Raw genomic sequence first — 11,206 nt, 5'->3', positions numbered from 1 at the left:
GCTGAAGGCGCTCCTACAAAAAAGGAAAACGACATGAGCGTTTTGATCGACAAGAACACCAAGGTCATCGTCCAGGGCTTCACCGGCCAGCAGGGCACCTTCCACGCCGAGCAGATGCTCGACTACGGCACCAAGGTCGTCGGCGGCGTCACCCCGGGCAAGGGCGGCAGCACCCATATCGGCCTGCCGGTCTTCAACACCGTGCGCGAAGCCGTCGATGAAACCGGCGCCGATGCGTCCGTCATCTACGTGCCGCCGCCGTTCGCGGCCGACGCCATCCTGGAAGCGGCCGACGCCGGCATCCGGGTCATCGTCTGCATCACCGAAGGCATCCCGGTGCTGGACATGCTGCGCGTGAAGAACACCCTGGCCGGCTACGACGACGTCGTGCTGGTCGGCCCGAACTGCCCCGGCGTGATCACCCCGGGTGAGTGCAAGATCGGCATCATGCCGGGCCACATCCACATGCCGGGCAAGATCGGCATCGTCTCGCGCTCGGGCACGCTGACCTATGAAGCCGTGAAGCAGACCACCGACGCCGGCCTGGGCCAGTCCACCTGCATCGGCATCGGCGGCGACCCGATCAACGGCACCAACTTCATCGACGCGCTGAAGCTGTTCCAGGACGACCCGCAGACCGAGGGCATCATCCTGGTCGGCGAGATCGGCGGCACCGCCGAAGAAGAAGCGGCCGAGTTCATCGCCGAATACGTCACCAAGCCCGTGGTCGGCTTCATCGCCGGCGCCTCGGCCCCCGCGGGCAAGCGCATGGGCCACGCCGGCGCCATCGCTTCCGGCGGCAAGGGTACCGCGGCCGGCAAGTTCGAGGCCCTGGAAAAGGCCGGCGTCACCACCGTCAAGTCGCCCGGCGACCTGGGTGCGGCGATTGCGGCGAAGCTGAAGAAGTAAGCGGCCGGAAACGCCGGGGGATGCAGTAAGCTCCCGGTGAAGCAGTCCAGCGAGGGCCGCCATGTGCGGCCCTCGTGTTTTCTGGCGTTCGCGACCGGGGAGGTCGGGTGAAATTCAATCCGGGAATCGAGGGTCTGCGCGGCATCGCGATCCTGCTGGTGGTGTTGGCGCACGCCGGCGTGCCGGGCATGGCGGCCGGCTTCATCGGCGTGGACGTGTTTTTCGTCATCTCAGGCTTCCTGATCACCGGGCTGTTGACCGAAGAGCTCAAGGCGAACGGAAAGGTGGACTATTGGGCGTTTTTCGCACGCCGTGCGCGCCGCCTGGCTCCGGCGCTTCTGCTGATGGTGGCGATGGTTTCCACCGCGGTCATCGCGCTGATTCCGAAATCGGCCTGGGGGCTTCACCTGGACTCCGGCTTCTGGTCGCTGCTCTGGGCGTCGAATATCTATTTCACTTTCGCGGGCTACGAATACTTCGGGCCCTCGGCGACCGAAAGTTTGTTCCTCCACACTTGGTCCCTGGGCGTGGAGGAGCAGTTCTATCTGGTGTGGCCTTTCCTGCTTGCCTGGGGCTGGACCCGCGGCGGCCAGGGCTGGCGGGGCCTGGCAATACTGACGACCGCCGGCTTCATTGTCGGGCTGTTCCTGCTTTGGCTTGAGGCGAGCGCGGGCTATTACCTGATGCCCTCGCGACTCTGGCAACTGGCTGCCGGTGGCGTGGCATGGCGACTATGGTCGAGCCGGCCAGCATGGCTGGCGGGTCGCGAGGGCTATTTTGGCTGGTCGGGACTCGTGTTGCTGGGGGTAGGTACATGGCTGATCGACGGTGGCCATTCCTATCCTGGCTGGCTGGCCTTAATGCCTACGCTGGGTTCAACATGCCTCCTACTTTCGGTTGCCAACGGTGCTGCGAAATTCCCGGTGCTTCAGTCAGCGCCGCTGCTATTGGCGGGACGCGTTTCCTACGGCTGGTACCTGTGGCATTGGCCCTTACTGTTCCTTCCTTTGGCCATCGGCTGGGCCGCCACTCCCGCACAGCGACTGTTTGCGGTCCTGCTTTCCTTCCTGGTCGCCCTGGCCAGCTTCGCTTGGCTGGAACAGCCGGTGCGCAGGCGGAGAGGACACGCGAGGACAGCGGTGTTCGTCGCCGTGGCAGCATCGCTGATCGTGGCTTCTGCTATCCACCTGGCGCCGGCCTTGCTAGGCCCGGGATTCCTTGAGCAGCGCGACCTGCTTGAAGCTCGGATTCGCGAGAACATTACCGTGCCCGGCATCTACATGCGGCCGGGCTGCGACCAGTGGTACCACTCGGATGAACTTGTGCCCTGCGAGTACGCGCCTTCTGGCCCCGATGTGCCGACTGTTGTCTTCTTCGGCGATAGTGTGGGCGGCCAGTGGTTGCCGGCCATCGAACGCGTGGTGGAATCGCAGAGCCTGAAGCTCGTGGTCCTGACGAAGTCGTCCTGCCCTATGGTAGACGAGCCGTTCCACTACGCCCGCATCAACCGCCGGTTTACCGAGTGCGAAACCTGGCGACGCGCCGCCCTCGAACATATCCGAACTCTTGACCCCGAGTGGGTGATCCTTGGCTCGTCGCAATACGATTACTCGCCGGGTCAGTGGCGAGAGGGCAGCCGTCGAATTTTGGCGTCCATCGTCGACGGCGGCAGTCGGGCAGTGGTCCTGGCGCCGACGCCGATCCTGGACTTCCACGTTCCGCAGTGCCTTGCGACTTCAGGACGGATTGAACGCGGGCGGGTGATGTCCGAGCAGTGCTCGCAGCCTCTGGCCGCTGTGGATCCGGTGGACATCATCGGGTACCTGCGCGAGGCAACAGCCGGCGTCCCTGGTTCTTCGGTGCTCTATTTGAACGACCGGGTTTGTGCGGGAGGTGTGTGCCGGGGTGTCGTCGATGGTAGGGTCACCTACCGCGATGGGCAGCATCTGAACGCCGCCTACGTGGAAGACCTTGCTTTCGTTTTCCAGCGGCGCCTGGACGAGGCGTTGCGCGAGGAAAATGCCCGCTAGAATGGTGGCGGCCGAACTTTTTCGAGCAAACATGACGCACTCCCTTCGCATCGCCCTGGCCCAGTTCGACTTCCCCGTCGGCGACGTCGCCGGCAACGCCGCGCGCATGGCGGCGTGGGTGGCGCAGGCGCGGGACGAGTACGGGGCTGACCTCGTCTTGTTTCCGGAGCTGGCGCTCAGCGGCTATCCGCCCGAGGACCTGGTGCATCGGCCGGCCTTCCTGCAGGCCTGCGAAGAAGCGCTGGCCGTGCTGGCCAAAGCCTGCACCGGCATCGTCGCCGTGGTCGGCTGGCCGCAGGCGGCGGGTTCGATCGTCTACAACGCGGCCAGCGTGCTGCGCGACGGCAAGGTCGCGATGTCCTACCGCAAGCGCGAGCTGCCCAACTACGCGGTGTTCGACGAACGCCGCTACTTCGACGTCGATCCCGACGGCGGCGCCTGTGTCTTCAACGTCAAGGGCGTGCCCGTCGGCCTGGTCATCTGCGAAGACCTCTGGTTCCCGGAGCCCCTGGCCGACACCGTGGCGAAGGGCGCGAAGCTGGTGCTGGTGCCCAATGCCTCGCCCTTCGAACGCGGCAAGACCACCCGCCGCGATCGCCTGCTGGAAACGCGCGTGCAGGAAGCCGGCGTCGCGCTGGCCTACCTCAACGTCGTCGGTGGCCAGGACGAGCTGGTGTTCGACGGTGCCTCGGTGCTGGTTGATGCCGAGGGCACGCTGCACGATGCCGCAGAGGCCTTCGTGGACCACTGGCTGGTCGCCGACTTCGATCCCGAAGGCGGGCAGTTCACCCGCGTGCACTGGGCCACCGAGGACGACGAGTCCTGGCAGTCCCAGGCCTGGCGCGCGATCGTGCGCGGCATCCGCGACTATTGCGGCAAGAACGGCTTCGACAAGGTCTGGCTGGGCCTGTCCGGCGGCATCGACTCGGGCCTGGTCGCGGCGCTGGCCGTGGACGCGCTGGGCGCGGGCAACGTCACCGCCGTGCGGCTGCCCTCGCGTTTCACCTCCGACCTGAGCAATGACCTGGCCGAGGAACAGGCCCGCCTGCTTGGCATCCGCCTGGAGACGGTCGCCATCGAAGCGCCGTTCGAAGGTTTCCTGCAGGCGCTCGGGCCGCTGTTCGAAGGCCAGGAATCCGGCGTCGCCGAGGAAAACTTGCAATCGCGCTGCCGCGGCGCCCTGATGATGGCGCTGTCGAACAAGTTCGGCGGCCTGCTGCTGACCACCGGCAACAAGAGTGAATACGCCGTCGGCTACGCCACCATCTACGGCGACATGTGCGGCGGTTTCGCGCCGATCAAGGACCTGTACAAGACCGAGGTGACGGCGCTCAGCCACTGGCGCAACGCAATCTCGCGGGTGATTCCGGAGGAGGTGATCACCCGCCCGCCCTCGGCCGAACTGCGCGAGAACCAGACCGACCAGGACTCGCTGCCGCCCTACGAGGTGCTCGACGGCATCCTGCTGCGCTACGTCGACCAGGACCGGTCGCCGGCCGAGATCGTGGCCGAAGGATTCGACGCCGAAACGGTCGAGCGCGTGCTGCGGCTTTTGCGGGTCAATGAATGGAAACGGCGCCAGTCGGCGCCGGGTCCAAAGCTCTCGCACCGCGCCTTCGGGCGCGAGCGCCGCTATCCCATCAGCTCCGGCTGGCGCGACTGACGAACCTGCGCGACTGACGAAACTGTAGGAGCGCCTTCAGGCGCGAATCTCTTCTTTGCCAAAGGCAAAGTCAAGAGATTCGCGCCTGAAGGCGCTCCTACAGGAACGCGGAGGGCTTATTCGCCGGAGAAGGGATTGAGCTTGCTCAGGATGCCTTGGCCCTCGGGCCAGTTGCCCGACAGGTAGGGATGCTGCGGGTAGTTGGCTTCCAGCACCTTGCGGCTGTTCGCAGCCAGTTCGTCCTGGCCCAGCTTGCTGTAGGCCGAGGCCATCAGCGCCAGCGCGTCGCCGTCGTGTTCGCTCTGCGGATAGGTCTGCAGGATGTACTTGCCGCGGTTGGCGGCGGCCACGTAGGCATCGCGCTGCAGGTAGTACAGGCCGACCTGCAGCTCGTGCCGCGCCATCAGGTTGCGCAGGTAGATCATGCGCTGGCGGGCATCGGGCGCGTAGCGGCTGTTCGGGTAGCGGCGCAGCACTTCGGCGAAATCGTTCAGCGACTGCGTCGGCGCGCCCAGGTCGCGCTTGGCCATGTCCTGGTTGGCGAAACGCAGCAGCGTCGCGCGACCCTGGTCGAAGTTGATCAGCGCCTTGAGGTAATAGGCGTAATCGATATGCCGGTGCGTCGGGTAGGTGCGGATGAAGCGGTTGATCGCCGAGGTGGCTTCCTCGTTCTTGCTCTGCTTGTAGAACACGTAGGCCAGCTCGAGCTGGGCCTGCTCGCTGTAGGGGCCGTACGGGAAGCGCGCGACCAGGCGCTGGAAGTACTGTTCCGACCGGTTCCAGTTGTTGCCCTGCATCGAGGCCTTGCCCACCCGGTACATCTCCTCGACCGGCAGCGTCTCGGTCGGCTTTTCCTTGTCGTCGCCGAACCAGCCGCCGATGGTCTGGCAGCCACCGAGGGCGAATACCATCAGGAAGAGGGCGGAAATGCGGATCAGGCCGGTCGGTCGGGTCATCAGGGGAACAGGTTCGGGCGCTGCGGGCAGCAAGTTCGGGGATAATACCGGAAAGCCCGCTGTCGCCTCCATGAACCCGGGGCGACCCCCTCCGCAGGCCCCAGGACCCCGCATGACCCCGACCCAGACCCCCGAAATCGACGAAAACGAGCGCGAACTGCTCGAGGCCAGCATCCCGCTGGAGGCCGCCGGCCGCCGCTTCGACCAGGTGCTGGCCGAGCTTTTCCCCGACTTCTCCCGCTCCCGCCTGTCCGAATGGATCAAGTCCGGCGACGCCCTGCTCGACGGCCGGCTGGTCAAGCCCAAGGAGGCCGTGCGCGGCGGCGAGCCGGTCACCGTCTCGGTGCGGCTGGAGGTGGAAACCCACGCCCTGCCCGAGGCGATCGACCTGGACCTGGTCTACCAGGACGACGACGTGCTGGTGATCAACAAACCCGCCGGCCTCGTCGTGCACCCCGGCGCCGGCAACCCGCGCGGCACCCTGGTCAATGCGCTGCTGCATTTCGACGCCCGCCTGGCCGAGCTGCCGCGCGCCGGCATCGTGCACCGCCTGGACAAGGACACCTCGGGCCTGATGGTGGTCGCGCGCACGCTGCGCGCCCATACCTCGCTGGTCGAACAGCTCTCGGGCCGCGAAGTGCACCGCCAGTACCTGGCTGTGGTGCAGGGCTCGATGGTCGCCGGCAACACCGTCAACGCCCCGATCGGGCGCCACCCGACCGACCGCGTGCGCATGGCCGTGGTGAAGGAGGGCGGGCGCGACGCGATCACCCATTACCGCCTGCGCGAGAAGTTCCGCGCCCACACCCTCGTCGAGTGCCGGCTTGAAACCGGGCGCACCCACCAGATCCGCGTGCACATGGCCCATGTGCGCCACCCGATCGTCGGCGATCCGCTCTACGGCGGCGCCTTCCGCCTGCCCAAGGCCGCCACCGAGGCCCTGGTGGCCCGGCTGCACGGCTTCCGCCGCCAGGCCCTGCACGCCGAACAGCTGACCTTCGCGCATCCGGCCACCGGCGAACCCGTGGCCCACGCGGCGCCGATGCCCGAGGACATGCAGGCCCTGGTGCGCGACCTGCGCGAAGACACCGCGGCTTTCAAGGGCTGACCATGCCCGCGCCGGCCTGGCTCGACGCCGACTGGCCCGCGCCGCCCGGGGTGAGGGCGCTGACCAGCCTGCGCGGCGGCGACGGGGTGTCGGCGCCGCCCTTCGACCGGCTCAATTTCGGCCTGAACTGCGGGGATGACCCGGCGGCGGTGCTGGAGAACCGGCGGCGTTTCCGGGAATGGCTGGCGCTGCCTTCCGAGCCGGTTTGGTTGAAGCAGGTGCATGGGATGGGGGTGTTGCGGGTGGGGGACAGCAGCCGCGAGCCCCTCCCCGAAGCCGACGCATCTGTAACTTCGCAAGCCAACACCGTCCTGGCCATCCTCACCGCCGACTGCCTGCCCGTCGTTTTCGCCGCCGCCGACGGCAGCGAGATCGCCGTGGCCCACGCCGGCTGGCGCGGCCTGGCCGCGGGCGTGCTCGAAGCCACGGTCGCGACGATGCAGACCCCGCCCGCGCACCTGCGCGCCTGGCTGGGCCCGGCCGCCGGCCCGGAACACTACGAAATCGGTGTCGAAGTCCGCGATGCCTTCGTCGGCAAGGACGAAGGCGCCGCATCGGCCTTCGTGCCTACCCGCCCCGGCCACTGGCGCGTCGATCTCTTCGCCCTGGCCCGCCGTCGTCTGGCCGCGCTCGGTCTCATGGACGTGCACGGCGGCGGCCTGTGCACCATCGCCGACCCCTCCCGTTTCTATTCCCACCGCCGCGACGGCCGCAGCGGGCGCCTGGCCACCCTGGTCTGGCGCGAAATTTCCTGACTTCCGGCACGATGCATCGCAGCGGCCGGCCGTGCGAAGGTGCGCCCGCCATCCCCCCGACCGGAGCCATGCCGATGCCACGATTTTTCCTGTCCCTGCTGCTGGGCTTGTCGCTGGTGCTGCCGGCGTTCGCCGCGGCGAATACCCTCGCCGAAGCCGAGGCTCTCCTCAAGGACCGCGACCCGAGGGCGGCCGAGGTGGTCGCGGCGCTGGCCAAGGCGCGGCCGGACGATCGCGACGTACGCATCCTGCAGATACGCGCCCTGCTGCAGCAGCGCGGCAAGGCCGAACAGGCACTGGAGCTGGCCGAAGAGCTTGCGGACGACGAGCCCGACTACGGTCCGGCCCACCTGTGGCTCGGCAACGCCTACGGCAACCGCATCGGCGAAGTCGGTACGTTCGGCCAGGCCACGATGGCGCCGAAACTGCGCCGCGCCTTCGAACGCGCACTCGAGCTTGACCCCGGCCTGCACGATGCCCGCAGCGCCCTGCTCGAGTACTACCTGCAGGCCCCGGCCATCGTCGGCGGCAGCGTGGCCAAGGCGAAGGCCCAGGTCGCCGAACTTCAGCGCCGCGACCCGCCGCGCGGGCATTACGCCCTGGGTCGCGTGGCGCAGTACGAAGAGCGCCTCGACGACGCCCGCCGCCACTACCTCGACGCCTACACCGCGCGTCCGACCAACGCCGTTTACCGCATGTCCGCCGGCATCATCCACCAGGACGCCGAGGACTGGGCCAGGGCTTTCGCAGTTTTCGGCGACTGGACCCGCGACGAACCCAAGGCCGCCGGCGCCTGGTACCAGCTCGGTCGCACCGCGGTGCTGTCCGGCCAGCGCCTGGACGAGGGCGTCGCCGCCTTCAGGCGATTCCTTGCGCTGCCCGAACAGCCCGGCCAGCCCGAGCACAAATACGCCTGGTGGCGCCTGGGCCAGGCCCTGGCGCTGGCCGGCGACAAGGCCGCGGCGCGGCAGGCGCTGCAAGAGGCCCTGGCCCTGGATCCCGGCCTGGCCGAAGCCAAGGCTGAACTCGCGAAGCTCTGACGCTTGAATTCCCCCGCCGGGGCGTCCATCTGCAAGGCATCGGGCGGCGCGCCGCCGCCCCCTGCCATGCAAGGACTTCCCCATGCGGATGGACAAACTGACCTCGCGCTTCCAGCAGGCCCTGAGCGACGCCCAGTCGCTGGCCGTTGGCCGTGACCACAACCTGATCGAACCCGCGCACGTGCTGCTGGCCCTGCTGGATCAGTCCGGCGGCAGCACGCGCCCGATGCTGGCCCAGGCCGGCGTCAACGTCGCGGCCCTGCGCCAGCGCCTGGCTGAAACCCTCGACAAGCTGCCGAAGGTGACCGGCCAGGAAGGCAACCTTTCGGTCGGCAACGACCTTTCCCGCCTGCTCAACCTCAGCGACAAGCTGGCCCAGCAGCGCGGCGATGCCTTCATCGCCAGCGAACTGTTCGTGCTTGCCTGCCTGGATGACAAGGGCGAGGCCGGCCAGGCGCTCAAGGCCGCCGGTGCCAAGAAGGATGCGATCGAGAAGGCCATCGAAGGCCTGCGCGGCGGCGAAAAAGTGGACGACGCCAATGCCGAGGAAAACCGCCAGGCGCTGGAGAAATACACGATCGACCTGACCGCGCGCGCCGAGTCCGGCAAGCTCGACCCGGTGATCGGCCGCGACGAGGAAATCCGCCGCACCATCCAGGTGCTGCAGCGCCGCACCAAGAACAACCCGGTACTGATCGGCGAACCCGGCGTCGGCAAGACCGCGATCGTCGAAGGCCTGGCCCAGCGCATCATCAACGGCGAAGTGCCCGAAGGCCTGCGCGGCCGGCGCGTGCTGTCGCTGGACATGGGCGCGCTGATCGCCGGCGCCAAGTTCCGCGGCGAGTTCGAGGAGCGCCTCAAGGGCGTGCTCAACGACCTTTCGAAGCAGGAAGGGCAGGTGATCCTGTTCATCGACGAGCTGCACACCATGGTCGGTGCCGGCAAGGCCGAAGGTTCGATGGACGCGGGCAACATGCTCAAGCCGGCGCTCGCGCGCGGCGAGCTGCACTGCATCGGCGCGACCACGCTGGATGAATACCGCAAGTACGTCGAGAAGGACGCTGCGCTGGAGCGCCGCTTCCAGAAGGTGTTCGTCGGCGAGCCCTCGGTCGAGGACACCATCGCCATCCTGCGCGGCCTCAAGGAGCGCTACGCGGTGCACCACGGCGTCGAGATCACCGACCCGGCGATCGTCGCCGCGGCGACGCTGTCGCACCGCTACATCGCCGACCGCCAGCTGCCCGACAAGGCCATCGACCTGATGGACGAGGCGGCTTCGCGCATCCGCATGGAAATCGATTCCAAGCCGGAAGAAATGGATCGCAAGGAGCGCCGCCTGATCCAGCTCAAGATCCAGCGCGAGGCGCTGAAGAAGGAGAAGGACAAGGAATCGAAGCAGCGCCTGGCCGACCTCGAGGAGGAGATCGCCACGCTCGAGCGCGACTTCAACGACCTCGAGGAAATCTGGAAGGCCGAGAAGGCCACGCTCACCGGCGCGACGAAGGTCAAGGAACAGCTGGAGCAGGCGCGCCAGGAGCTCGACGCCGCACACCGTCACCAGGACTTCGCCAAGGCCAGCGAGATCCAGTACGGCCGCATCCCGGAACTTGAGAAGCAGCTTGCCGCCGCGCAGGAAGTCGAGACCAAGGGTTTCCAGCTGCTGCAGGACAAGGTCACCGCCGAGGAAATCGCCGAGGTCGTGTCGCGCTGGACCGGGATCCCGGTCAGCAAGATGCTCGAGGGCGAGCGCGAGAAGCTGCTGAAGATGGAGGACGCGCTGCATAACCGCGTTGTCGGCCAGCACGAGGCGGTGAAGGCGGTGTCCGATGCGATCCGCCGTTCGCGCGCCGGGCTGTCGGATCCGAACCGTCCGAATGGCTCCTTCCTGTTCCTGGGCCCCACCGGCGTGGGCAAGACCGAGCTGTGCAAGGCGCTGGCGGGCTTCCTGTTCGACACCGAGGACGCGATGGTGCGCATCGACATGAGCGAGTTCATGGAGAAGCACTCCGTGGCCCGCCTGATCGGCGCGCCCCCGGGCTACGTCGGCTACGAAGAGGGCGGCTACCTCACCGAAGCCGTACGTCGCCGGCCGTACTCCGTGCTGCTGCTCGACGAGGTCGAGAAGGCGCATCCGGACGTGTTCAACATCCTGCTGCAGGTGCTCGACGACGGCCGGCTCACCGACGGCCAGGGCCGCACGGTGGACTTCCGCAACACCGTGATCGTGATGACTTCGAACCTGGGCAGCCAGCACATCCAGGAACTGAGCGGCGAAGGCGACGCGGCCTACGTGCAGATGAAGGCGGCGGTGATGGGCGTGGTGCAGTCGCACTTCCGCCCGGAGTTCATCAACCGCCTCGACGAGATCGTGGTCTTCCACCCGCTGGGCCGCGACCAGATCCAGGCGATCGCCCGCATCCAGACCGCCTACCTGTCCAAGCGCCTGGCCGAACGCCAGATCGCCCTGGAGATCGACGAATCGGCGCTGGCCCTGCTGGGCAACGTCGGCTTCGATCCGGTCTACGGTGCCCGGCCGCTCAAGCGTGCGATCCAGCAGCAGCTGGAAAACCCGCTGGCCCAGAAGATCCTGGCCGGCGAATTCGGCCAGGGCGACACGGTGCGCGTCACCGCGGACGCCGGCACCCTGGCCTTCACCCGCAGCTGAGTCCTGTAGGAGCGGGGGCGCGCGGGCGCGAGAAAATTGGGGGAAGCCCCAGAGCACAAAAATACGCCCGGGGGGGGACG

Annotated in this window: 8 protein-coding genes; 7 read left to right on the top strand and 1 reads right to left on the bottom strand. The window is 67.5% G+C overall.

Translation table 11 applies throughout. The features are described 5' to 3' along the window. Nucleotides 1-33: 33 nt before the first annotated feature. The 3 genes from sucD (at nucleotide 34) to ACE3TE_RS11530 (ending at nucleotide 4,602) form a co-directional block, all read left to right on the top strand. Nucleotides 34-909: a succinate--CoA ligase subunit alpha gene (sucD, locus tag ACE3TE_RS11540; RefSeq protein WP_374605113.1), complete on the top strand. Its 876-nt coding sequence runs from the start codon at nucleotides 34-36 to the stop codon at nucleotides 907-909. Between the two features lie 107 nt (nucleotides 910-1,016). Then, a complete protein-coding gene (locus ACE3TE_RS11535) occupies nucleotides 1,017-2,939 on the top strand; it encodes an acyltransferase family protein (protein WP_374605111.1) in 1,923 nt (640 codons plus the stop codon). Between the two features lie 31 nt (nucleotides 2,940-2,970). Next, a complete protein-coding gene (locus ACE3TE_RS11530; RefSeq protein ID WP_374605109.1) occupies nucleotides 2,971-4,602 on the top strand; it encodes an NAD+ synthase in 1,632 nt (543 codons plus the stop codon). Nucleotides 4,603-4,718: 116 nt separating this feature from the next. Here ACE3TE_RS11530 and ACE3TE_RS11525 read toward each other — a convergent pair whose 3' ends face one another. Then, nucleotides 4,719-5,558: an outer membrane protein assembly factor BamD gene (locus ACE3TE_RS11525; RefSeq protein ID WP_374605107.1), complete on the bottom strand. Its 840-nt coding sequence runs from the start codon at nucleotides 5,556-5,558 to the stop codon at nucleotides 4,719-4,721. Between the two features lie 112 nt (nucleotides 5,559-5,670). Here ACE3TE_RS11525 and rluD point away from each other — a divergent pair, with 112 nt between their 5' ends. The 4 genes from rluD to clpB all read left to right on the top strand — a co-directional run bounded on the left by rluD (nucleotide 5,671) and on the right by clpB (nucleotide 11,126). Beyond that, nucleotides 5,671-6,666, top strand: a complete 996-nt coding sequence (rluD, locus tag ACE3TE_RS11520; RefSeq protein ID WP_374605105.1) for a 23S rRNA pseudouridine(1911/1915/1917) synthase RluD — start codon at nucleotides 5,671-5,673, stop codon at nucleotides 6,664-6,666. A 2-nt stretch (nucleotides 6,667-6,668) separates the two neighbouring features. Further along, on the top strand, nucleotides 6,669-7,421 hold the full coding sequence (gene pgeF, locus ACE3TE_RS11515) for a peptidoglycan editing factor PgeF (protein WP_374605104.1): 753 nt from the start codon (nucleotides 6,669-6,671) through the stop codon (nucleotides 7,419-7,421). 74 nt (nucleotides 7,422-7,495) lie between these two features. Then, nucleotides 7,496-8,461, top strand: a complete 966-nt coding sequence (locus ACE3TE_RS11510; protein ID WP_374605103.1) for a tetratricopeptide repeat protein — start codon at nucleotides 7,496-7,498, stop codon at nucleotides 8,459-8,461. 82 nt (nucleotides 8,462-8,543) lie between these two features. Further along, nucleotides 8,544-11,126, top strand: a complete 2,583-nt coding sequence (gene clpB, locus ACE3TE_RS11505) for an ATP-dependent chaperone ClpB (protein WP_374605102.1) — start codon at nucleotides 8,544-8,546, stop codon at nucleotides 11,124-11,126. Nucleotides 11,127-11,206 lie beyond the last annotated feature (80 nt).

Origin of the sequence: Arenimonas sp. (genome assembly GCF_041919775.1) — a bacterium.
In the GTDB taxonomy this organism is placed as follows: Bacteria; Pseudomonadota; Gammaproteobacteria; order Xanthomonadales; family Xanthomonadaceae; genus Arenimonas.
Note: the sequence above shows the minus strand (reverse complement) of the source record. Positions and strands in the feature narration are given on the sequence as shown.